Raw genomic sequence first — 22,335 nt, forward strand, 5'->3', positions numbered from 1 at the left:
GCGCGGGTGCAGGGGCGCTGCTATCGGTTCGAGACTTGGACCGAAGAGGAGCGGCGCCCATGCAAACCACTGCCATCATTGCCATTTTCGGGCTCGTTCTGGTGGCGAGCCTATTGGTAACCCCGCGCCGCGCGACGGTCGAAGGGTTCTTCGGGGGCGCAAGCGTGGCCGGGCGGGCGCCGACGCTGTGGGTGCTGGTGCTGAGCCAGGTGACGACGTGGATCTTTGCCCGGTCGCTGATGAACTCGGCCATCCTGGGGTATTTCTACGGGATCTGGGGCGTGCTGGCCTATGCGGCCTACTATGGCTCGTTCCTGACCGGCGGCTTCGTCGTGGCGCGCCTGCGGCGCGAGGGGGCCGGCTCGGTGCAGGACTGGTTGCGCGGGCGGTTCGGCGGCACGGGCACGACGCTTTACAACATCGTCATCGCACTGCGGCTTTTGTCGGAGGTGTTCGCAAACCTGCTGGTTGTCGGCCTGATCTTTGCCGCGGCCCTGCCGGAGGTCGGCATGGCGCGCGAGGCGTCGATCCTGCTGGTGGCGGGGCTGGGCCTGGCCTACAGCGCCTGGGGCGGGTTGAGCGCGGCGCTGCGCACGGACGTGGTGCAGATGCTTGTTTTCATAGTGGTTTTCGGCGTGGCCTTCGTGGCGTTGGTAGCTGCACCGGGGTTCGATATCGGCGCGGTGCTGACGTCCGAGGGCGCGAGCGGGGCGTGGAATGGGCAGGTGTTGCTGCTGGTCGCGTTCCTGCAGGTGTTTTCCTACCCGGTGCATGACCCGGTGATGATGGATCGCGGATTCCTTGCCGATGAGAAAACGACTCGCGCGTCGTTCCTGCACGCCTTCTGGATCTCGTTTCTCTGCATCGTGGGCTTCGGTTTTTTCGGGATCGAGGCGGCGCTGCGGGGCGCGGAATACGAAGGTGAACTGCTGGGGACTTGGGCGCGGATGTTCCCGGTCTGGGTCTATGTGGCGCTGCTGGTTTCGCTGCTGGTCAGTGCGCTGTCGACGCTCGATTCCGCGCTGGCCAGTGCGGCGCGGTTGATGGTGGACGAGCTGGGGCTTGCGCCGCGCACGCTGGCCGGCGGGCGCATGGCGATGGTGGGCTTCATGCTGGCGGGGGCCGCGCTGACGCTGTGGGACAATCAGAGCCTCTTTGACGCGGTGGCGGTCAGCGGTACCGCGAGCCTGTTCCTGACGCCCGTTCTGCTGGCGGGACTGGTGATGGGGCGCCGGGTGCCTGTCTGGGCCTTCTCGGTCAGTTTCGCGGCGGCGATGGCAGGAGCGATGACCTATTTCGCAAGGGGCGCGGTGTTCGCGCCGACGCCGCTGGCGGAGTGGCACAAGTACGAACAGTTGCTGGCGATCTGCGTGGTCGTGCTGTTGGTCGGATGTGCCACGGTCTTCGCTTCGGCGCGGCGGGCAGGCTAGGCGTCAATTTTTGCGCAAAAATTGAGCCAGAAGATTCGAATTTTCTGGCTCTGCTGTGGAAAAACCCGGACTCTGCGGCGGATTGGTTCTTCCAACCGGCGGCGCAACCGCTTAGATACGGTTGACGTACATCCTGCGGGACCTCAGAAACGGGGCCGGGATAAGGGAGACATATCATGCTGAACAACATCGGCCTTCCGGGGCTCTTGCTGATTGCGGTGGTCGTGCTGGTCCTTTTCGGACGCGGCAAGATCTCGTCGCTGATGGGTGAGGTGGGCAAGGGCATCACCTCGTTCAAGAAGGGCGTCGCGGAAGGAAACAAGGAAGTCGAGGACGCCAGCAACGACGCTGCGGATTCGGCCCGGGACGTCACGCCCGAAGACGGCAAAGAAAAAGACAAGGTTTAACGCTTCAGAATGTTCGACCTGGGCTGGACCGAGCTCATGGTGATCGGCATCGTCGCGCTGATCGTCGTGGGGCCAAAGGATTTGCCGGGCATGTTCCGGACCGTGGGACGGTTCGTGGGCAAGGCCAAGCAGATGGCACGCGAATTCAGCCGGGCGATGAACGACGCGGCGGATGAGGCGGGCGTCAACGAGGTGTCCAAGTCCCTGAAATCGGCCACGAACCCGATGGGCGCGGCGATGGACGAGGTCAAGAAATCGACCGACAGCTTCACCGCCAAGACCATGGCCGGGCCCGAGCCCAAGCGGGCCGAGTTCGACGACGACCGCAAGGCGATGGTCGACAAGATCTCGAAGCGTTCGGCCGAGATGGCCGAGGAACGCAAGGCGGCGGAAGAAGCGGCCAAGGCCAAGGCCGAGGACGACACTGCGAAGCCGACGCCTGCGGCGGCGAAGACGGACAGCACGGCCAAGGCAGCGCAGCCCAAGAAGGCGCCGGTGAAAAAGGCAGCGCCGAAATCCGGGGCCAAACCCGCGCCCAAGAAGGCGGCGCCGAAAAAGGCGGCTGCAAGCAAGGCGCCGGCGAAAAAACCGGCTGCGAAGAAACCGGCTGCGAAGAAGCCCGCCTCGGATAAACCTGCATGAGCGCCACCGACGACGACGACATCGAGATGAGCTCGGCCCCGCTGATCGAGCATCTGGCGGAGTTGCGCACGCGGCTTATCCGCTCTGTGCTGGCGTTCCTGGTGGGGATCATCCTGGCTTTCGCGGTGGCCGAGCCGATCCTGCAATTCCTGCTTGGCCCGATCGAGGCGACGCTGCGGACGCTGGGCGACCCGTCGCCGACGCTGCAATACACCAGCCCGCAGGAATACCTGTTCACGCTTTTCCGTATCTCGATGGTGTTCGGCTTCATGCTGGCGTTTCCGGTGATCGCGGCGCAGATGTGGCGGTTCGTGGCGCCGGGGCTGTACCGGAACGAGAAGGCGGCGTTTTTGCCCTTCATCATCGCCTCGCCGATCATGTTCCTGCTGGGCGCGGCCTTCGCGCATTTCGTGGTGACGCCGCTGGCGATGAACTTTTTCCTAGGGTTCGCGGATGTCAGTTCGATCTTTGCCAACCTGCTGACCGGATCGGTTAGCGAGGTGGAGACGGTGGCCGACCCGAACCTGCCCGTGGTGCCCGAAAACCTGGGCGCGGTCGTGCCCGAGACGGATAACGGTCTGCGCATCACCTTCTTCGGTAAGGTGAACGAGAGCCTTGATATCACGCTGAAATTCATCATGGCCTTTGGCATCTGTTTCCAGTTGCCGGTGCTTCTGACCCTGATGGGCAAGGCCGGGCTGGTGAGCGCCGAAGGGCTGGGCGCGGTGCGCAAATACGCGATGGTCGGTATCCTGCTTCTGGCCGCCCTCGTGACGCCGCCGGACGTGGTGACGCAGCTGATCCTGTTCACCGTGGTTTACGGACTTTACGAGATTTCCATCTTCCTTGTGCGCCGGGTTGAGAAGACCCGTGAAGAGAAGCTGCGCGCCGAGGGCGTATGGTTCGAGGATGACGACGAGGTCGATCCGATGGAGGCCGAGTTCGACGCGGATGACGAGGACGACGCGGGCGACCTCGACGATCTGGATGAAGACCGGAGCAAGACATGACCACAGACCCGATGGAACGGATCGCCGCCGCGCTGGAGCGGATGCGCCCGGCACCGATGGAGGCGCCGGATTTCGACGCCGCAGATGCCTTTGTCTGGCATGTGGAGCCCGACCGGCTGCACCCCGTGCCGGACGTGAACCGGGTGGACATGGACCTGCTGGTGGGGATCAACCGCTCGCGCGACACGCTTCTGGACAACACGCGCCATTTCGCCAAGGGGCTGCCGGCCAACAATGCGCTCTTGTGGGGCGCGCGGGGGATGGGCAAATCGAGCCTGGTGAAGGCGGTGCATGCCGCCGTGCGAGCCGAGGGGCCGGACCTGAAGATCGTGGAGTTGCAGCGCGAGGACCTGCCCAGCGTAGGGCGGTTGTTGAACATCCTGCGGCAGAGCGACGCGCGGTTCATCCTGTTCTGCGACGACCTGAGCTTTGGCCATGATGACCAGCATTACAAGTCGCTGAAAGCGGTTCTGGATGGCGGGATCGAGGGGCGGCCGGAGAACGTGGTGTTCTATGCCACGTCGAACCGCCGACACCTGATGCCGCGCGACATGATCGAGAACGAGCGGTCGAGCGCGATCAGCCCCAGCGAGGCCACGGAAGAAAAGGTGTCGCTGTCGGACCGGTTCGGGCTGTGGCTGGGGTTCCACCCCTGCGACCAGGACGAGTACCTGTCGATGATCCGGGGCTATTGCGACGCCTACGGGGTCGAGATCGACGACGCCACGCTGCGGGCCGAGGCCATCGAGTGGCAGGCGACGCGCGGGTCGCGCTCGGGCCGGGTGGCGTGGCAGTATTTCACTGATCTGGCCGGACGGCGGGGCGTGAGCCTGTAGGATTTTCCTGAGTATTTTTGGAACTGTGAAACGGGCCGGAAGCTGTGCCTGTTTTGATCTGTTTCGCGATGGTGGGGTGGAACCCCACCCTACGGTGGGGGCCTGTTGTTGCGAGTGGCGCAATAATATCTCGGAAATTATTGCTCTATCTGAGGCGCGACCGGGCGTAATGCGCCTATTGCAGGTAGGGCAGCGGATCGACGCTTTCGAAGCCTTCGCGCACCTCGAAATGGAGGGCTGCGGAGCCGTCGGTGCGGATTGAAGCCAGCTGGCCGCCACGGGAGATCCTGTCCCCCTTGGATACCCTCACCTTGTCGACGTTGGAATAGACCGTCAGCAGGTTCTGGTCGTGCTTGACCACGATGATCGGCACGCCGTTGGTGTCCTTGGTGATGGCCGCCACGGTGCCGGACCGGGCGGCGCGGACGGGCGTGCCGGCCGGTGCCGCGATGTCGATGCCGTCATTCTTGCCCTTGGAATACTCGCGGATGATGTCACCCTTCACCGGATAGCTCATGCGGGCATTGCTGCTGGCGCTGGCGGTGTTGCCGCCTAGATCGGGGGCGGCGGTGCTTTCCACGGGCTTGGCGGCAGCAACGGTCTCTTCCTCGGGCAGGGGCTGGGCCGCCGAGGGCGGCGTGGGGGTGGGGCTGCCCTGGCCGGGAGAGGTGGTTTCCAGAGCCGTGGTCTGGACCTGCGCGGGCTTGGCGTCGGGCACGGCGACGGGGATCAGCAGGTACTGGCCTTCGCGGACGGCGAAATCGGTGCCGAGGCCGTTCCAGTCGGCCAGGCTGCGCACGGAAACGTCGTAGAGCCGCGCGATGGTGAAGGCGGTCTCGCCGCGCTGGACCTGGTGGCGGACGGGCTCGACGCCGGACTGGCCACGGTCGAGGGTGCGGTTGGAACTGGTGCGGCCCGAGCTTGCATTCTCGATCGCGTTCCCGGCCACCGAGGCGATGTCGACGCCGGGGCGCGGCGTGAGCGGGCCACCGGCGGGTTCGGCAACGCGGCCGGGCAGGGCGATGATTTCGCCGTCGCGCAGGGTGTCGCCCGGTTGAATGCCGTTGTAGCGGGACAACTCGCCCACGTCGACGCCGATGCGGCGCGCGAGGCTTTGCAGCGTGTCGCCACGGCGGGCCACGGCCACCTGGTAATTCGGGTAGGAGATGATGCCGCGACTGTCGGGGGTTGGCCGGTTTGCGCTGGCGTTGCGCGCGGCCTCGGCGGTGCCCGGGCCGCCGTCGCGCATGTCGATGTCGAAATTGTCGCATCCGGCCACGGCGAGCAGCGCCACGGCGCAAACGAAGGGTCGCATGGGGGTCTTGAAGTGGCTCATCTCGATCTTGTCCTCATCTCGGTCCCCTTGTTGCCCGGGGATCAAAGCGGTGACCGGGGCGGTCCCGGCCTTGTGGTTCTGTCCTGTCCTGTCAGTCCCGGCCCAACCCTTCGAGCAGGGGCACGAAACGCACCGGGCGCAGTTCGTCGTAATCGAAGCCCGTCTCGGATCTTGTGACCCGGATCAGGCTTTGTACCGCGTCGGACTGCCCCACGGGTACCACCATGATACCCCCGATTTTCAACTGCGCCAAGAGCGGCCCGGGCGGATCCTCGGCCGCGGCCGTCACCAAGATGCGGTCGAAGGGGGCCTGTTCGGGCAGGCCGAAGCTGCCATCGGCGGTCAGGGCGGTGATGTTGGTCAGGTCCAGCGCCTGGAATATGGTGCTGGCGTCGGCCACCAGCGCCTTGTGCCGGTCGATGGTATAGACGCGGCGGGCAATCTGGCTGAGGATCGCGGCCTGGTAGCCGGAGCCGGTGCCGACCTCCAGCACCTTGTCGCGGGGCGTGACCTTGAGCGCCTGCGTCATCAGGCCGACGACGGAGGGCTGCGATATGGTCTGGCCGCAGGCGATCGGCAGCGGCATGTCCTCGTACGCGCGGGTGGCGAAATGGCCGCGCACGAAGGCGCCGCGGTCGATCTTTTCCATCGCCAACAGGACGCGCTTGTCGGTCACCCCGCGCGAGCGCAGCGCGAAGAGAAACTGCATCTTGCGTTCGGCGATATCGTCGGCATCCTCGGTCATCAGCGTCATTCGATCGCCTTGAGCGCGTCGAGGGCGTCATGGGCGGTGAGGTCGGCGCGCATGGGCGTGACCGAGATGTAGCCCTTGAGGTTCCAGTCGGCATCGGTGCCGTCGGCGGTGGGCTCGCCCTGCGGTGCGCCGGTGACCCACAGGAAACGGCGCCCGGACGGCGAGGTGGTAGGCTGCACGCCGAAGCCCATGTCGCGGCGAAAGCCCTGGCGGCAGGCGCGGACGCCCTGCACCTCGGCGCCGGGGATGGGCGGGAAGTTCACGTTGTAGAAGATGCCGTAATCGTCCTGCGTCCAGACGCCCTTGTCCAGAAGGGTGCGCAGGGTGGCAAGGCCATGCTGGCGGCTTGATTCGAACTTGTCGTCGAGATCGCGGTTGCGGGGGCCGTAATACTGGCTGAGGGCGACGGCGGGAAAGCCTTGCAGCGCCGCCTCCATGGCGGCGCCGACGGTGCCGGAATAGACCGCGTTCTCGGCCGCGTTGTTGCCGCGGTTCACGCCCGACAGGATCAGGTCGGGGGGCGCGTCCTTCATCACGTCATGCACGGCGGCCAGCACGCAGTCGGCGGGCGAGCCTTGTGCGGCAAAGCGGCGCTCGTCCATCTGGCTGACCATCATCGGGGTGGTGTAGGAAATGCAGTGCCCGACGCCCGATTGCTCGAACGCCGGTGCCACGGTCCAGACCTCGCCCGAGGGGCCGGCAAGGTCGGTCGCGATCTCTTCCAGAACGGCGAGGCCGGGGGCCGAGATACCGTCGTCATTGGTGATGAGAATGCGCAAGGGGCTGCTCCTGCCGGTGTGTCGGATTGGCGGCGTTTCGCCTTGTGTAGCGGGGCTGTGGTCAGGGAGCAAGCGCTGCAGGCTGTGCGGGATATGGGCTGTACGGGGCCGCGTCCGGAGGGCAACAGAACGTCCGGGCGTGGCATCAGGTGGCGGGTGTTGGAGGGAGTATTTTTGGCAAGAAAAAGCCGGGGCGGGGCGGATGCAACTGTAAATACATTCGACCGGAAAAAGCCTGCAATTACCGGGACGCCACGCATCCTGACGCGCGTGTTCCAAGGCTTAATCGGATCGAATGTTGTGTCTATGCCTTCGCCGCGTCAGGACTGTGAGAGGCAGGCCGCCGACCTCAGTAGCTGAGCTCTGCGGCGAAAAGGCTGGCGATCTCGTCGCGTGTGATCCGCGACGATGCTTCTTCGGCCGGTGCTTCAGCCTGTCGGCTGCGTTTTGTCAGAACACTGATAAGAATGCGCATCCGTGGTTTCCTGTCTTTCTGCGCCCCCGCGAACGAACAGACGGAACGGGCTGGCGGAAAGTTTCAGGGAAACGCAGTAATTTCCGCAAGAAACAGGCAAGTCGTGGTTTTTATGATGTATCTGTTTGGGGCGCAATGGGGCTGCCGCCCGTGCTACAGGGCTATCTGGCGTGTTTGCGCACCGGTTTTCCAAGGAGACAGGCCCGTGTGCCGGCACTTGCCGGATGGGCGCGACCAAGCCTGTCGGGTGCTACAGGATCTCGGGCAGTAGCCGCGCGGCCACGTCGGGGGCGGTGGGCAGGGCGTCGCGGTCCTCGCCGGGGAAGAACCGGGCACGGGTCGCGGTGGCGATGGGGCCGGGGTCGAGCACCTGCACCTTCGGCCCGAGTTTGACGGTCTCGGCCTGCCAACTGCGGGCCAGCGCGATCTGGGCGGCCTTGGTGGCGCCATAGGTGCCGAAGAATTTCTGTCCGGCACGGGGGTCGTCGAAGAAGACGGCGCGGCCGGTCTCGCCCAGAAGCGGGCTGACAAAGCCGATCAGGCGGGCGACAGCGTCGACATTGGTGTTGAGCGAATTGCGCCAGTCCTTGGCGTCGATCTGGTGCGTGGGCGTCATCGGGGCGGCGTGAACGGCCGTGTGCACCCAGAGGTCGAGCGCGCCCCAGCGGTCGTAGATCGACCGGCAGAGCTGGGCCATGGCGGCCTCGGTGTTGATGTCCATGGGCGCCAGCGTCGCGTCGCCGCCCTGCGCCTTTATGCGGTCGTCGAGCTCTTCCAGCGCGCCGGTGGTGCGGGCCACGGCGACGATGTGGTGGGTCGGGGCAAGCGTCTGGGCGAGGGCCGCGCCGAGGCCGCGGGAGGCGCCGGTCACCAGGGCCAGTTTGCGAGAGGGTGCGTTTTCCATGCCCTGCCAAATCTCATCCCGGCCGGGCAATATCAAGTGTAAAGCGTCGGGCCGACGCCTGGCGTCGGGGATGGTGCCGCGGGCGCGCGCCCAGCCTTTCGTCGATGTGTCATAGGGAGAGCCGGGCGTTATAATGTCTTGACACTTGGTGCCGCGGCGCCAAGAAAGGCGGGTGAAACGAGACAGGAAAGGACAGCGCCATGGCGGATACCGTTTTGAGCAAGGCCGTGATCGGCCACGAAGGTCTGACGAAAAAACTGGGGCTGGTGATCGGCGGATCGCTGTTCATCGCGATGGCCGCGCAGGTGAGCATCCCGTTCTTCCCGGTACCGATGACATTGCAGACGCTGGCGATCCTGATCGTCGGGCTGACCTTCGGCTCGCAGCTGGGGCTGGCGACGCTGGTCACCTACCTGGGTTATGGCGCGATGGGCCTGCCGGTCTTTGCCAACGGTGCCTCGGTTGCGGCGCTGATGGGGCCGACGGCTGGTTTCCTTTTTGGCTTTGCAGCGATGGCGTTCCTGGCCGGTCTGGCCGTGGAAAAGGGTCTGGCGCGGGGTGTCGTGTCGACTGCGGTGATCGCCATGGCGATCTCGGCGCTTCTGTATGTGCCCGGGCTGGCATGGCCGGCAATGGTGATGGGCACGACGATGCCCGACCTTTGGGCCGGCTGGATGGCGCCGTTCTTGCTGGGTGACGCGGTCAAGGCCGTGATCGCGGCGATGGTCGTCTGGGGCGGCTGGAAGGCGTTGCAGGCGCGCAAGGGCTAAGATCCGACGGACAAGAGTTTTCTAGCGCCGTCCCGGATCGGGGCGGCGCTTTGCGTTTGGGCGGGGCAGAATTTGCGCAAATTCTGTGCCGGAAAATGCGTATTTTCCGGGGTGTTTCCTGAGTAGAAAACGGCTCAGGCGCTTTCGTGAAGCTTTTTCAGAGCGGCTTCGCACAGCCCGAGGTCGAGCCATTGGCAGCCTGCGCAGAGCTGCGTCAGGGCGCCGGACAGGACGTTTGCCTTGATACGCTGCTTGGCTTCGCCCCACGTGAGGCAAGTGCCCACGGAAAGGCCGAGCGCGCCGGCGTGGCGGGTGTCGAGCGTGGCGATCTTGGCTTGCGAGGTGCAGAGCGTGCCGCGCCGCTTGGGGCAGGGCGCGCAGATGTCGTCGGTGGCGCCGACGACCTCGATCGCCACGTCATTGCCGCCGGGCGCGCGCAGGCGGTCGTCGACGATGCGGGCCATGTTGGCGGTGAACGCGTCGGAATAGCCCTTGCCCTGGAATCCCAGCGAGCAGAGAAAATGATGCGGGCGGTAGCGAAGCGGCGTATCGTCCATGTCGGGCGTGTGCCCTGTCGGACCGGGTGCGGTCAAGCCTCAGCCGCGCGGCATTTCCAGCGTCGTGGTGTTGGTGCCGCGCATGAGCACGAGCCTGCCCTCCTCGATGGCGATCACCTTGGCGTTGCCGATCGTGGTGCCCTTGGTGACGGTCGCGATCTTGCCCGAGGCGGTGCGGATGAGCGCGCGGTCGCCATCGGGTTTCATGAAGGTTCCGAGCAGCGCGAGGCGCCCCGAGGGGAGCGCGTTCTTGTCGGTCGCCGTCTCGAGTGTTTCGCGGGGTGTGTCGGTCTCGGATGCCATTTCTTGCCTGCTTGCGTTGCACGGGTGAACGCGCAGGCCCTAAGGGCGACTCGGGGCAATGAAAACCCAGGTTTTCAAGCATCGGCGGAATGGCGCTGCGTTGCAGCATCAGACTGGCGGAGGGACGCTTACAAGCCGGTGCAGGCGGCCTCGTTATTCCGCCGCCTTCAGTTCGAAGCCCTTTTCAATCTGGTCGGAAGGTTCCACCGGGTAGTCGCCCGAGAAGCAGGCGTCGCAATATTGCGGACAGCCTGTGTCGCGGCCCTTGGCCTCGCCCACGGCGCGGTAGAGACCGTCAAGCGAGATGAACTTGAGGCTGTCCACGGCGAGGTGGTCGCGCATCTCGTCCTCGGACATGGTGGCGGCCAGCAATTTCTCGCGGTTGGGGGTGTCGACACCGTAGAAGCAGGGCCAGGCCGTGGGGGGCGACGCGATGCGGAAATGCACCTCGGCCGCGCCGGCGTCGAGGATCATCTCCTTGATCTTGCGCGAGGTGGTGCCGCGCACCACGCTGTCGTCGACGAGGATCACGCGCTTGCCCTCGATCAGGGCGCGGTTGACGTTGAGCTTGAGCCGGACGCCCATGTTGCGGATCTGCTCTGTCGGCTCAATGAAGGTGCGGCCCATGTACTGATTGCGGATGATGCCCATGGCGTAGGGGATGCCGCTTTCCTGGCTATAGCCGATGGCGGCGGGGGTGCCGGAATCGGGCACCGGGCAGACGAGATCGGCGTCGACCGGGCTTTCCTTGGCCAGCTCCACGCCGATCTGGCGGCGGGTTTCATAGACCGATCGGCCACCGATGATGGAATCGGGGCGCGAGAAATAGACATGTTCGAAGATGCAGAAGCGCGAGCGGCGCGGGCGGAAGGGGCGGTGGCTTTCGACGCCGTTCTCGTTGATGACGACCATCTCGCCCGGTTCAATTTCGCGCACGAAACGGGCGCCGATGATGTCGAGCGCACAGGTTTCGGAACTGAGCACCCAGCCGTCGCCGACTTGGCCGAGGACCAGCGGGCGGACGCCCAGCGGGTCGCGCACGCCGATGAGCTTGGTGCGGGTCATGGCGACGATGGAAAACGCGCCCTCGACGCGGCGCAGGGCGTCTTCCATGCGTTCTGGAATATTGCGTTGCAGCGAGCGGGCCATCAGGTGGATGATGCACTCGGTGTCGGAATTCGACTGGAAGATCGAGCCGCGCTCGATCAGTTCGCGCCGCAGCGCGTTCGCGTTGGTGATGTTGCCGTTATGGGCAATCGCCGCGCCACCCATGGCGAATTCACCGAAGAAAGGCTGCACGTCGCGGATCACCGGGTTCTTGCCGCCCGCGGTGGAATACCGGACGTGCCCGATCGAAAGCGGGCCGGGCAAGGTTTCCATCAGGCTTTGCCGGGTGAAGTTGTCGCGCACGTAGCCGAATCGACGGGCGGAGTTGAAGCCTTCCTCGGCATCGTGGCTGACGATGCCGCCGGCCTCCTGGCCGCGGTGTTGCAGGGCGTGCAGGCCGAGGGCGACGAAATTGGCGGCGTCGGTGACGCCGATCACCCCGAAGACGCCGCACTCCTCGCGCAGTTTGTCCTCGTCGCCGGTGTCGCGCACCGCGTCGAAGTCGAAAGGATGGGCAGGGGGCATTTGCTTGTCGGACAAGGGGCAGCTCCGAATCCGTGGACGCTTGAGCCTCTAGATAGTGGCTCGCGGGGGATATGTCACGAAACTATCATGTAAAATCTGATGTCGTGACGTGACGTGTTGATTGGGCGACGGTTTTTCGGGGCGATGGCCTGATCCCGGCCGGGCAATTTTGAGTATTTGAAGAACGATGAAAGGGCGCCGCACGGGATTGGGGGGCGTCAATACCGCGACAGGATCGCACCGGCGGCGACCAGAAGGGCCGCGACCACGCGTTGCAGCGACACGTCGCGCGGGGCGAGGCCGAAGGCGCCGAAATAGTCCAGCAGCAGGGCTGCGACCATCTGGCCGAGGATCAGGGCCGTCGTGGTTGTCAGCACGCCCAGAAGGGGCACGGCCCAAAGCGCCGCCCAAACGTAGACGGCGCCGAGCGCACCGCCGATCAGCAGGACTTTCGGCACCGAGGGGATGCGGGCCAGACCGGGACCTTCGCCGGAGAGGAGCGTGATCACGAGCAGGATGAAAAAGCCCACGCCGAAGGAGATGGTCGCCGCCGCCAGCGTGCTGTCGATGCTTTTGCTGAGCGCCGCGTTGATGGGCGCCTGCATCGCGATGAAGGAGCCGCAGACGGCGATCAGGATCGCCGCGAAGAGGGGGGCGGAAGGCAAGCGGCGCCTATTGCCCGGTCTCGGTGGGCTGCGGGTCGACGGGATCCGCCGGGGCGTCGCAGGCGCTGACCAGGTCCTCGTATTTCTGGGTGATCCAGCCCAGGGCCTGTTCGGGGTTGCCGTCCTCGACCTTTGAGGTGAGCTGGGCAAAGACGCGGGCCGAGCGGCTGTCGTCGATCATCTCGATATCCTGGCTGGTGACGACCGTTTCGTAGACGAAATAGGCGATGGCCACCAGGAGGATGCCGCGCGCCACGCCGAAGAGAAACCCGAGGCCCTGGTCGATGCCGCCCAGGGCAGAGCGTTGCACGACAGAGGAGAAGAGCGGGGTGATGAGCGAGGTCACGATGAGGGTGACGGCGAAGATCGCCGCCGCGGCGGCCAGCATGGAGAGCGCACAGGTGTCGGCGAGGAAATCGCCCACCACGGGGACTTCCTTGACCAGCGGTTCGACCTGCGGTGCGAAGAGGAAAGCGAGGATGGCGGCGACGATCCAGCCGGCGATGGCCAGAAGCTCGCGCACGATGCCGCGCGAATACGCGAGGAGTGCCGACAGCACGATGATCAGCGCGACGATCCCGTCGATGATGGTGAAGCCTTCCATGAGCGCGTCCTGTTTTACCTTTGGTTGGGCGCGCTACCCGGCGCCGAAAATCTCACCTACGAAGCTGGTCAGGTCGCTGATCTGGTTGAGCGACAGACCCCCCGTTCCGCCGGTCTTGCCCCCGGCGGGAATGATTGCGGAGCTAAAACCAAGTTTTGCGGCTTCTTTCAACCTGTTTTCTGTCTGGGACACCGGGCGGAGGGCGCCGGACAGAGAGATTTCGCCGAAAAGGACACAGTCGGCGGGCAAAGCGGTGTCTTCGCGCGCGCTGAGAAGGGCCGCGGCGACGGCAAGGTCGGCGGCGGGTTCGGAAATGCGGATGCCGCCGGCGACGTTGAGATAGACATCGAGCCCCGCGAAGGGCACGGCGCAGCGGGCCTCGAGCACGGCGAGGATCATGGCGAGGCGGGCGCCGTCCCAGCCCACCACGGCGCGGCGCGGCTGGGAATGGGGCGTGGGGGCGACGAGCGCCTGCATTTCCACCAGCACGGGGCGGGTGCCCTCGATGCCGGCGAAGACGACCGAGCCGGGCGACGGGTCGCCGCGGCCCGACAAAAAGAGCGCGGAGGGGTTGGGGACCTCGGCGAGGCCGCTGCCCGTCATCTCGAACACGCCGATCTCGTCGGCGGGGCCGAAGCGGTTCTTGACCGCGCGCAGGATGCGGAACTGGTGGCCGCGCTCGCCTTCGAAATAAAGCACCGAATCGACCATGTGTTCGACGACGCGCGGGCCGGCGATCTGGCCTTCCTTGGTGACGTGGCCCACCAGGATGACGGAACAGCCCTTGCGCTTGGCGAAGGTGACAAGCTCGTGCGCGGCGGCGCGGACCTGCGCGACCGAGCCGGGCGCGCTGTCGACATTGTCGGCCCACATGGTCTGGATCGAATCGATGATGACCAGCTGGGGCGTGTCGCGGTCGAGCGTGGTGATGATGTCGCGCAGGGCGGTGGCGGTGGCCAGTTTCACGGGCGCGTCGCCAAGGCCGAGGCGCTGGGCACGCATGCGGACCTGGGCGCTGGCCTCTTCGCCCGAAACATAGACGGTTTGCAGGCCGGCCTGGGCGAAACGAGCGGCGGCCTGCAGCAGCAGCGTGGACTTGCCGATGCCGGGATCGCCGCCCACCAGCGTGGCCGAGCCGGGCACGAGACCGCCGCCGAGGACGCGGTCAAGCTCTGCGATGCCGGAATGGGTGCGCGGCGGGGGCGCTTCGGCGGTGGAGAGGTCACTGAGCGCGATGGCGTTGCCGCGTTTGGCGCCGAGCGACTTGGAGGCCGGGCCGGCGGACAGGGGGGCCTCTTCGATGATCGTGTTCCATTCGCCGCAGGCGTCGCAGCGGCCGGACCACTTGGAGTGGACGGCGCCGCAGGCTGTGCAGGTGAAGGAGGCGGTTTTTCCCATGGCGGGGTCATGCCCCAAGCGCGGGGCGCGGTCAAACGCCTTCGCGTTGCGGCGCCCGCGCGGCGGTTACTCGGCGGCGCGCTGGGGCAGGCCGACCACGGTGCCGTCCATGCCCGAGACCTCCTCGTAGCCCAGTTCGGGCAGGATCGGGCGCAGGTCGTCGCGCAGGCGTTCAAGCTGGCTGACCGCGACGCTTTCCTCCATATCGACATCCTGGGCCCATTGCTTGAGCCGGACGCCGACGGCCTTGGCGTGGTCGAGACGCTTGTTGAACTGCTCAACCTCCTGCTGGCGCTGCTTGAGGAAGGCGCGGGCGCGGTCGACCTTGTCGTCGGAATAGACCTCGGCCAAGTCGCGGCTGATGTAGGACATCTGGGCCGCGACCTCCATGATCTGCGGCTCCAGCGATTCCAGGTCGGGATGCTCGCGCATGTAGGCGAGGCGTTCTCGTACGGCGTCGAACTCGGACTGGATCCGGAACATGCCGGCCCGGTCGGCGGCATGCGCGGCGGAATAGGCCTGCGTGACGTCATGCATGTTCATGTGAAAGCGGCGGTGCGAGTTTTCCAGCGCCATGACGCGGGCGTTGGTGGGCAGGTAAAAGCACAGGAGAACGGCGAGAACGGTCAAGCCGATCTGTGCAATTTGTCCGGCGTTTTCATAGATCTGCCCGCCGAAGCTGACCTGAAACTCAAGCCAGGGCAGAATGCCGAACGCGGCGAGGATGGTCGCTAGGGCCAGTGCAAGCGCGGCCAGGGCGAAAACGGCCACGGCAAGGCGGTTGAGAAAGACTTGGGCGATTAAAAAAATCGAACGAATGGTGTCGGTCATCACTTCCCCCCAGAAAGTGTTGCCAATGCAATATCGGCAAGTTTACGCCGATTTTTGCAAATCGCCTACTGAAATTTTCGGGAAATCAGGACAGGCATGGACCTGCAACGGCCTTTATTCATCGGGCAACGCCCTGGAATTCGTATTGGTTCCCGCACGCTTAGCACCTTTTTCGGTGAAATGTCCGATGGCGATGGAGGCGAGGATGCAGGCTGTGAAGAGGTAAAGCCCCCAGGCGGTCTCGATCCGGCCAACCCCGATGCCCTTGGTCAGCGTGATGTAGAGGGCCACGAGAAAGACGTCGGCCATGGCGAGTTTGCCGAGGATTTGCAGCGCCGGCAGGGTCTTGCGGCGCAGGAGGCCGAAATGGATCAGGGCGAGACCGATGGTTTTCACGTAGGGCGCGAAGAGCGCGAAGAAGGTGACCATGAGGGCGAGAAAGACGTCGCTGTCCCAGAGGGACTGAAGCCCGGTGATGACGGAAATCTCGGAAAGGCCGAAGAGCGGCAGAAGACCGGCGCGCATCAGCGGGGCGAACCAGGCGACGGGAAAAAGGACCAGCAGGGTCAGGTTGAGGTATTTGAGCATGAATGGCCTTTTACTGGAATGGTCCAGAGCTAAGAGGGCCGGGTCGCTATGGCAAGCGCGGTGTAAGGGGAAAACGGAATGGAGCGTGGCGGGCTCTGCGTCGATGCACCAAAAGTCTTGAAAAGACTTTTGCCAAAACTTTTCAGAAAAGTTTTGCCGGGCGGTTAGCGGACCGCTTCGATCGGACCCTCGGCGGAGCCGGTGATGAACTGCTCCAGATAGGGATCGCCGGAATTGTCCATGCTGGAGACCGGTCCGGTCCAGCGGATCTTGCCGCCGTGGAGCATGGCCACGTTGTCGGCTATGGCGCGCACCGACGTCATGTCGTGGGTGATGGTCATGGCGGTCGCGCCCATCTCGACCACGATCTCGCGGATCAGCTCGTTGATGACGCCCGACATGATCGGGTCGAGGCCGGTGGTGGGCTCGTCAAAGAAGATGATTTCCGGCTCGGCGCAGATGGCGCGGGCCAATCCGACGCGTTTCTGCATGCCGCCAGAGAGTTCGGCGGGGTACTTGTCGGCCTGCTCGGGGGTGAGGCCGACGCGGCGCAGTTTTTCGATGGCGATCTCGCGCGCCTCCGCCCAGGGGCGCTTGAGCGAGCCGCGCAAAAGGCGGAAGGCGACGTTCTGCCAGACGGGCAGCGAGTCGAAGAGCGCGCCGCCCTGAAAGAGCATGCCGAAGCGGGCGAGGAAGGCGTCGCGGTCGCCCTTGGTGACGTCCTGGCCGTCGAGGGTGATCAGGCCGCTGTCATGCTGGATGAGGCCGAGGATACATTTCAGGACCACGGATTTGCCGGTGCCGGAGCCGCCGATGATGACCATCGACGTGCCCTTGGGAATCGACAGGTTCACGCCGCGCAGGACGTGGTTGTCGCCGAAGGACTTATGAACATCCGAAAGCTCGATCATACCGAGAAGAACACCCCCGTCAGCAGGAAGTTGGCGGCGAGGATGAGGATGGCGGCGGCCTGGACCGAGCCCTTTGTGGCGCGGCCGACGCCCTGCGCGCCGCGGCCCGAGTTCATGCCGTAGTAGCAGCCCATGACGGCGGCAATGACGCCGAAAACCGCGCCCTTGACGAGGGACGAGACGATATCGAGCGGTTCGAGGAAATCCACGGTGTTCTGGATATAGGTGGCGGCGTTGAAGCCGAGGTTCTGCACGCCCACGGTGTAGCCGCCCAGGATGCCGATGATGTCGCCCACGCCGACCAGCAGCGGGACGGTGACGAGGGCGGCCAGCACGCGGGGGCCGACCAGGTATTTCATCGGGTGGGTCGATAGGGTGACGAGCGCGTCGATCTGCTCGGTCACCTTCATGGTGGCGATTTCGGCGGCGATCGAGGACGTGACGCGGGCGGCGATCATCAGGCCGACCAAGACGGGGCCCAGTTCGCGCACCATGCCGATGGCGACGATCTGGGGCACCACGGCCTCGGCGTTGAAACGCGCGCCGCCGGAGTAGATCTGCAAGGCCAGCGCGCCGCCGGTGAAGATGGCCGTGAGGCCCACCACGGGCAGCGACAGCCAGCCCACCTGCATCAGCGCGTTGAACACCTCTCGCGGGTAGTAGGGCGGGCGCAGGATGTGGCTGAAGGTCGAGAGGGCGAAGAGCGTGATCCGCCCCAGCATCGCCAGCGCCGCCAGCGTGTTGCGCCCGAGCGCGGCGAGGGGCGACAGGACCAGGCTCATCCGCCGGTATAGAGCCGGTCGTAGCGCGCGCCCATCGCGGTCAGGATCTCGTAGCCGATGGTGCCGGCGTTGTCGGCGAGGTCGTCGACGGTCTGCTCCGCGCCCAGGATACGGAGCCACTTGGGATCAAAGCCGAGATCCGTGATGTCGACCGAGATCGAGTCCATCGAGATACGGCCCGCCACCGGGCAGGGCGTGTCGTCGGCGTAAAGCACGGTCTTGGGGCCCATGATGCGGTGAATGCCGTCGCCATAGCCCGCGGACACGGTGGCGATGCGGGTTTCGCGCGTGGCCGTGAAGGTGTTGCCGTAGCCCACGGTCTCGCCCGGTTCCAGGTGGCGGGTCTGGATCACCGGCAGGTCGAGCGTGACGACAGGCTGCGCGTCGGCAAAGGGCAGACCGCCGTAAAGGCCAATGCCCGGACGGGTCATGTCGAAGTGGAAGTCCGGCCCCATCAGCACGCCGCCCGTCGCGCCAAGGCAGCGCGGCACGCCGGTGCCGTCGGTCATCTCCCTGAAGCAGGCAAGCTGTTGCGCGTTCATCGGGTGGTCGGGCTCGTCCGCGCAGGCAAGGTGCGATATCAGCAGCACCGGGTTCGCGGCCAGTACCGTGTCGCGCACGGCGGCCCATTCGGCGGGCTCCATCCCCAGCCGGTTCATGCCGGAATCGAGCTGGATGCCGAAGGGGTGGCCGGGCAGCGCCTCGAGATGGCGGATCAGCTGATCGGTGGTGTTCAGCATGGGCGTGAGGCCCAGGTCCGAGATCATGTCGGTGTCGCCGGCCATGTGGCCGGAAAAGACGTGAATGTCGGGTTTCGGGCCGAGCGCCTGGCGTAGTTCCACGCCTTCCTTGGGTATGGCGACGAAGAAAGTGTTGGCCCCCGCGCGGGCCAGGGCGCGGGCGACGCGGGCCATGCCGAGGCCGTAGCCGTCGGCCTTGACCACGGCGGCGGTTTCCACGGCGGTCTGCGCGTCGAGCGCGCGCCAGTTGCCTGTCAGCGCGTCGAGGTCGATGGTAAGCTTGCCGGAACTACTCATGGGCTGTGGTTTTGACTGGATGGGCCGGGGGGTCAAGCCCTAAGGCGGACCAGGCGCCGGCTCAGAATTCGGTGCCGTCCTGCTGCCACGGTTTGGCGAGGTTGCCGAAGCGGGTGAACTGGCCTTCGAAGCTGAGTTCGACGGTGCCGATGGGGCCGTGACGCTGTTTGCCGATGACGACCTCGGCGCGGCCGTGCAGGCGCTCCATGCGTTCCTGCCAGGCGGCGATCTCTTCCAGCTTGTCGTCGGAGGGTTTCTCGCGCTCGGCGTAGTATTCCTCGCGGAAAACGAACATCACGACGTCGGCGTCCTGTTCGATCGAGCCGGATTCGCGCAGGTCGGAAAGCTGCGGGCGCTTGTCCTCGCGGGATTCGACCTGGCGCGACAGCTGCGACAGGGCGATCACGGGGATGTCGAGTTCCTTGGCGATGGCCTTGAGGCCTTGCGTGATCTCGGAGACCTCGTTCACACGGCTGTCCTTTGCGGACGCGGGGCGGACAAGCTGAAGGTAGTCGACGATCAGCACGTCCAGCCCGTGCGTCCGCTTCAGCCGACGGGCCCGCGCGGCCAGCTGGGAGATGGGCAGGGCGGGCGTGTCGTCGATGTAGAGAGGGCAGGATTCGAGGGTCTTGGCGGCCTCGACGAAGCGGCGGAATTCGGTTTCCGTCATGTCGCCGCGGCGGATCTGTTCGGATGGCACCTCGGCGGCCTCGGACAGGACACGGGCGGCCAGCTGTTCGGCGCTCATTTCCAGCGAGTAGAAGCCCACGACGCCGCCCTCGACCGCGCCTTCGGAGCCGTCGGGCAGCGTGCCGCGATTGTAGGCCTTGGCGATGTTGAAGGCGATGTTGGTGGCCAGCGAGGTTTTCCCCATCGAGGGGCGCCCGGCGAGAATGAGAAGGTCCGACTTGTGCAGGCCGCCCAGTTTCTTGTCCATGTCGACAAGCCCGGTGGAGATGCCGGCAAGGCCGCCGTCGCGCTGATAGGCGGCGTTCGCGACATTAACAGCGTCGGTTACGGCCCTGAGAAAGCTTTGAAATCCGGTTTCGGACTGGCCTTGTTCGCTGAGCTTGTAGAGCTTTTGTTCGGCCTCGACGATCTGGTCGCGGGGTTCGAGATCGACCTCGGCGCGCTGGGCCTTGCCGGCGATGTCGTTGCCAAGACCGATCAGCTCGCGGCGGATGGCCATGTCATAGATCATCTGGGCGTAGTCGCGGGCGGCGAAGGCCGAGATGGCGGCACCGGCGAGGCGGGCGAGATAGGCGGGGCCGCCCAGTTCCTTCAGGCCCTCGTCGTCTTCGAGGAAGGTCTTCAGCGTGACCGGCGAGGCGAGGTTGCCCTTGGCGATGCGGGCGGCGGCGGTCTCATAGATGCGAGCGTGGACCGGATCGTAGAAATGCTGCGGGCCGATCAGGTTGGCGACACGGTCGTAAATGTCGTTGTTGGTCAGGATCGCGCCCAGAAGCTGCTGTTCGGCCTCGGTGGAATGCGGCAGGGCTTCCGGTGTCTGCGCATCCGGGGCGGCCGGTGTGCCGGACGCATTGAAGGTCGCAACTTCGCTCATTTTATCCCCCGTACTGCTCTGATCCCGGGTTGCGGTGCGGTGTCGCTGCCGTGCCTGTCCCCGTAGGCTGGTCTCTTAGCGAGCGGGCCTGCGCGGTGGCAACTGGTATGTTTATGTGGATACGCTGTGGATATCCAGACCCTACAATATATTGCCCCCAGGCAAGGCGTTGCGTCAAGATATCGTTCGGCTCGTGTGACGGAGGCGAGTTACCGTTGCGTCAGCACAACGATAAAAAATTTTCACAAACCGGCGTCTGCGGCGGCCGCACAGGGGCGACTCAGGCGTGCGTCAGCTTCGGGCGGCCTGCCAGGCGCGGGGATCGTCGAGGAACGATTCGACGCCGTCGAGCGTGGCGGCGTCAAAGCTGCCCTGGGCGCGCGCCTCGGCCAGCACGTCGCGCCAGGTGCAGAGGTAATGCAGCGCCACGCCGTGGTCGCCCAGCGTCTGTTCAGTTTCGGGGAAGATGCCGTAATAGAAGATGACGGCGGTGTGCCCGCAGGTGGCACCGGTGTCGCGGATGGCGTCGACGAAGCTGAGCTTGGAGCCGCCATCGGTGGTCAGATCCTCGACCAGGAGCACGCGATCGCTATCGGTCATCGCGCCCTCGATCCGGGCGTTGCGGCCATAGCCCTTGGGCTTTTTGCGCACGTAGGTCATGGGCAGGGCCATGCGTTCCGCCACCAGCGCGGCGAAGGGGATGCCGGCGGTCTCTCCCCCGGCGATGTTGGTGAAGGCCTCGAAGCCCGCATTGCGCATCACGGTGATGGTCAGGAAATCCATCAGGGTGGAGCGGATGCGCGGGAAGGAGATGAGCTTGCGGCAATCGATATAGGTGGGGCTGGGCAGGCCCGACGCTAGCGTGAAGGGCTCATCGGCATTGAAGTGCACGGCCTCGATCTCCAGCAGCATCCGGGCGGTTAGGCGGGCGATCTCGGCTTGGTCGGGATAGGTCGAGGGGATCATGCGGTTGGTCCTTGGTGGAAAGCGCCGGAGCCTCCGGCGGGGTTATTTGGGGCCAGAGGAAGGATCAGATGACGCGCCAATGCAGCGGCATTTGCGCATCGAACAGGGTGACGGGGCCGTCTCCGGTGTCGATCTTGGGCGGATAGGCGACAGGGTCGCCCTTGGTCAGCGTGATCGTGTCGGTGCTGACGGGCAGGCCGTAGAAGGCGGGGCCGTGTTCGGATGTAAAACCGGCGAGGCGATCCAGCGCGCCTTCCTGTTCGAACACCTCGGCGAGGATCGAGAGCGTGTTGGTGGCGGTGAAGCAGCCCGCGCAGCCGCAGGCCGATTCCTTGTTCGGGTCGGTGTGCGGGGCGCTGTCGGTTCCAAGGAAGAAGCGAGTGTCGCCCGAGGTGGCGGCGGCGCGCAGGGCGAGGCGGTGTTCCTCGCGCTTGGCGACGGGCAGGCAGTAATAATGCGGTTTGATGCCGCCCACGAGGATGTGGTTGCGGTTGATCACGAGGTGATGCGTGGTGATGGTGGCGCCGAGGTTTTCGGCGTTCGATTTGACGTAGTCCACGCCTTGCTGCGTGGTGATGTGTTCCATGACGATGCGCAGGCCGGGCGTGGCGCGGCGGAGCGGATCGAGCACGCGGTCGATGAACACCGCCTCGCGGTCGAAGATGTCGATGTCGGCGTCGGTCACCTCTCCATGTACGCAGAGTGGCATGCCGATCTCGGCCATCTTTTCCAGCACCGGGCGCACGCGGTCGAAATCGCGCACGCCGGAAGCGGAGTTGGTGGTGGCACCGGCCGGGTAGAGCTTGACCGACGTCACAAGGCCCGAGGCGTGGGCGGCGGCAACATCCTCGGGATCGGTTTCCTCGGTCAGGTAGAGGGTCATCAGCGGCGTGAAATCCATGCCGGCGGGCAGCGCATTCATGATCCGGTCGCGGTAGGCGGCGGCGTCGGCCCCGGTGACCACGGGCGGCACGAGGTTGGGCATGATGATGGCGCGCCCGAAATGGCGTGCCGTCTCGGGCAGAACGGCCCGCAGCACCGCGCCGTCGCGCAGGTGCAGGTGCCAGTCGTCGGGGCGGGGGATGGTCAGGGTCCGGCTCATGGCCCGAGGGCTTACAACAGCCCGCGCGGCTGCGCCAGTGGCTCAGACGGTG

Annotated in this window: 25 protein-coding genes; 6 read left to right on the forward strand and 19 right to left on the reverse strand. The window is 65.4% G+C overall.

Annotation, left to right across the window (positions count from 1 at the left end; genetic code table 11):
* Positions 1-59 precede the first annotated feature (59 nt).
* The 5 genes from RBB18_RS02970 to RBB18_RS02990 all read left to right on the forward strand — a co-directional run bounded on the left by RBB18_RS02970 (position 60) and on the right by RBB18_RS02990 (position 4,325).
* Positions 60-1,430, forward strand: coding sequence for a sodium:proline symporter (locus RBB18_RS02970; protein WP_306110587.1), 1,371 nt, complete (start codon positions 60-62; stop codon positions 1,428-1,430).
* A gap of 176 nt (positions 1,431-1,606) precedes the next feature.
* Positions 1,607-1,837 carry a twin-arginine translocase TatA/TatE family subunit gene (locus RBB18_RS02975; protein WP_103761497.1) on the forward strand — a complete coding sequence of 77 codons (231 nt, stop codon included), beginning with the start codon at positions 1,607-1,609 and terminating at the stop codon, positions 1,835-1,837.
* A gap of 9 nt (positions 1,838-1,846) precedes the next feature.
* Positions 1,847-2,479, forward strand: a complete 633-nt coding sequence (gene tatB / locus RBB18_RS02980; RefSeq protein ID WP_274592031.1) for a Sec-independent protein translocase protein TatB — start codon at positions 1,847-1,849, stop codon at positions 2,477-2,479.
* Positions 2,476-3,489, forward strand: a complete 1,014-nt coding sequence (locus RBB18_RS02985) for a twin-arginine translocase subunit TatC (RefSeq protein WP_103761495.1) — start codon at positions 2,476-2,478, stop codon at positions 3,487-3,489. The genes tatB and RBB18_RS02985 overlap by 4 nt, the downstream gene beginning before the upstream one ends.
* A complete protein-coding gene (locus tag RBB18_RS02990; RefSeq protein ID WP_103761494.1) occupies positions 3,486-4,325 on the forward strand; it encodes an ATP-binding protein in 840 nt (279 codons plus the stop codon). Before RBB18_RS02985 ends, RBB18_RS02990 begins: the two co-directional genes overlap by 4 nt.
* Positions 4,326-4,500: 175 nt before the next feature.
* Here RBB18_RS02990 and RBB18_RS02995 read toward each other — a convergent pair whose 3' ends face one another.
* From RBB18_RS02995 to RBB18_RS03015, 5 genes are all read right to left on the reverse strand, one after another.
* Positions 4,501-5,661 (reverse strand): peptidoglycan DD-metalloendopeptidase family protein, encoded by a 1,161-nt coding sequence (locus tag RBB18_RS02995; protein WP_306110586.1) that lies wholly within the window; start codon positions 5,659-5,661, stop codon positions 4,501-4,503.
* A gap of 91 nt (positions 5,662-5,752) precedes the next feature.
* Complete coding sequence (locus tag RBB18_RS03000; protein ID WP_103761882.1) at positions 5,753-6,406, reverse strand: protein-L-isoaspartate(D-aspartate) O-methyltransferase; 654 nt, start codon at positions 6,404-6,406, stop codon at positions 5,753-5,755.
* Positions 6,407-6,411: 5 nt separating this feature from the next.
* Positions 6,412-7,194, reverse strand: coding sequence for a 5'/3'-nucleotidase SurE (gene surE / locus RBB18_RS03005; RefSeq protein ID WP_103761492.1), 783 nt, complete (start codon positions 7,192-7,194; stop codon positions 6,412-6,414).
* 349 nt (positions 7,195-7,543) lie between these two features.
* Complete coding sequence (locus tag RBB18_RS03010; protein ID WP_274592028.1) at positions 7,544-7,669, reverse strand: hypothetical protein; 126 nt, start codon at positions 7,667-7,669, stop codon at positions 7,544-7,546.
* Positions 7,670-7,919: 250 nt separating this feature from the next.
* Positions 7,920-8,573 carry an SDR family oxidoreductase gene (locus tag RBB18_RS03015; protein WP_306110585.1) on the reverse strand — a complete coding sequence of 218 codons (654 nt, stop codon included), beginning with the start codon at positions 8,571-8,573 and terminating at the stop codon, positions 7,920-7,922.
* A 200-nt stretch (positions 8,574-8,773) separates the two neighbouring features.
* On the opposite strand from RBB18_RS03015, the gene RBB18_RS03020 reads away from it, so the two are divergent.
* Complete coding sequence (locus RBB18_RS03020; RefSeq protein ID WP_103761490.1) at positions 8,774-9,343, forward strand: biotin transporter BioY; 570 nt, start codon at positions 8,774-8,776, stop codon at positions 9,341-9,343.
* 134 nt (positions 9,344-9,477) lie between these two features.
* Here RBB18_RS03020 and RBB18_RS03025 read toward each other — a convergent pair whose 3' ends face one another.
* The 14 genes from RBB18_RS03025 to pyrC all read right to left on the reverse strand — a co-directional run bounded on the left by RBB18_RS03025 (position 9,478) and on the right by pyrC (position 22,283).
* On the reverse strand, positions 9,478-9,936 hold the full coding sequence (locus RBB18_RS03025; protein WP_306110584.1) for a DUF1284 domain-containing protein: 459 nt from the start codon (positions 9,934-9,936) through the stop codon (positions 9,478-9,480).
* 3 nt (positions 9,937-9,939) lie between these two features.
* Complete coding sequence (locus RBB18_RS03030) at positions 9,940-10,203, reverse strand: hypothetical protein (RefSeq protein WP_103761488.1); 264 nt, start codon at positions 10,201-10,203, stop codon at positions 9,940-9,942.
* A 153-nt stretch (positions 10,204-10,356) separates the two neighbouring features.
* On the reverse strand, positions 10,357-11,835 hold the full coding sequence (gene purF / locus RBB18_RS03035; protein WP_103761487.1) for an amidophosphoribosyltransferase: 1,479 nt from the start codon (positions 11,833-11,835) through the stop codon (positions 10,357-10,359).
* A 218-nt stretch (positions 11,836-12,053) separates the two neighbouring features.
* On the reverse strand, positions 12,054-12,500 hold the full coding sequence (locus RBB18_RS03040) for a DMT family transporter (RefSeq protein WP_245890370.1): 447 nt from the start codon (positions 12,498-12,500) through the stop codon (positions 12,054-12,056).
* 7 nt (positions 12,501-12,507) lie between these two features.
* Complete coding sequence (locus RBB18_RS03045) at positions 12,508-13,104, reverse strand: CvpA family protein (RefSeq protein WP_103761486.1); 597 nt, start codon at positions 13,102-13,104, stop codon at positions 12,508-12,510.
* 33 nt (positions 13,105-13,137) lie between these two features.
* Positions 13,138-14,502 (reverse strand): DNA repair protein RadA, encoded by a 1,365-nt coding sequence (gene radA / locus RBB18_RS03050; protein ID WP_103761485.1) that lies wholly within the window; start codon positions 14,500-14,502, stop codon positions 13,138-13,140.
* Positions 14,503-14,568: 66 nt separating this feature from the next.
* Positions 14,569-15,333 carry a DNA repair protein gene (locus RBB18_RS03055; RefSeq protein WP_306110583.1) on the reverse strand — a complete coding sequence of 255 codons (765 nt, stop codon included), beginning with the start codon at positions 15,331-15,333 and terminating at the stop codon, positions 14,569-14,571.
* Between the two features lie 114 nt (positions 15,334-15,447).
* Positions 15,448-15,921 carry a paraquat-inducible protein A gene (locus RBB18_RS03060; RefSeq protein ID WP_274592025.1) on the reverse strand — a complete coding sequence of 158 codons (474 nt, stop codon included), beginning with the start codon at positions 15,919-15,921 and terminating at the stop codon, positions 15,448-15,450.
* Positions 15,922-16,085: 164 nt separating this feature from the next.
* Positions 16,086-16,832, reverse strand: coding sequence for an ABC transporter ATP-binding protein (locus RBB18_RS03065; RefSeq protein ID WP_103761482.1), 747 nt, complete (start codon positions 16,830-16,832; stop codon positions 16,086-16,088).
* Positions 16,829-17,614, reverse strand: a complete 786-nt coding sequence (locus RBB18_RS03070) for an ABC transporter permease (protein WP_211286102.1) — start codon at positions 17,612-17,614, stop codon at positions 16,829-16,831. The genes RBB18_RS03065 and RBB18_RS03070 overlap by 4 nt, the downstream gene beginning before the upstream one ends.
* Positions 17,611-18,651, reverse strand: coding sequence for an alanine racemase (gene alr, locus RBB18_RS03075; protein ID WP_274592023.1), 1,041 nt, complete (start codon positions 18,649-18,651; stop codon positions 17,611-17,613). Before alr ends, RBB18_RS03070 begins: the two co-directional genes overlap by 4 nt.
* Positions 18,652-18,712: 61 nt before the next feature.
* Positions 18,713-20,215, reverse strand: a complete 1,503-nt coding sequence (locus RBB18_RS03080; protein WP_103761480.1) for a replicative DNA helicase — start codon at positions 20,213-20,215, stop codon at positions 18,713-18,715.
* Positions 20,216-20,506: 291 nt separating this feature from the next.
* Positions 20,507-21,181 carry an orotate phosphoribosyltransferase gene (locus RBB18_RS03085; protein WP_103761479.1) on the reverse strand — a complete coding sequence of 225 codons (675 nt, stop codon included), beginning with the start codon at positions 21,179-21,181 and terminating at the stop codon, positions 20,507-20,509.
* A gap of 64 nt (positions 21,182-21,245) precedes the next feature.
* Positions 21,246-22,283 carry a dihydroorotase gene (gene pyrC / locus RBB18_RS03090; RefSeq protein WP_306110582.1) on the reverse strand — a complete coding sequence of 346 codons (1,038 nt, stop codon included), beginning with the start codon at positions 22,281-22,283 and terminating at the stop codon, positions 21,246-21,248.
* Positions 22,284-22,335 lie beyond the last annotated feature (52 nt).

The sequence above is a fragment of the Roseovarius sp. MMSF_3298 genome (assembly GCF_030733705.1).
GTDB lineage: Bacteria > Pseudomonadota > Alphaproteobacteria > Rhodobacterales > Rhodobacteraceae > Roseovarius > Roseovarius confluentis.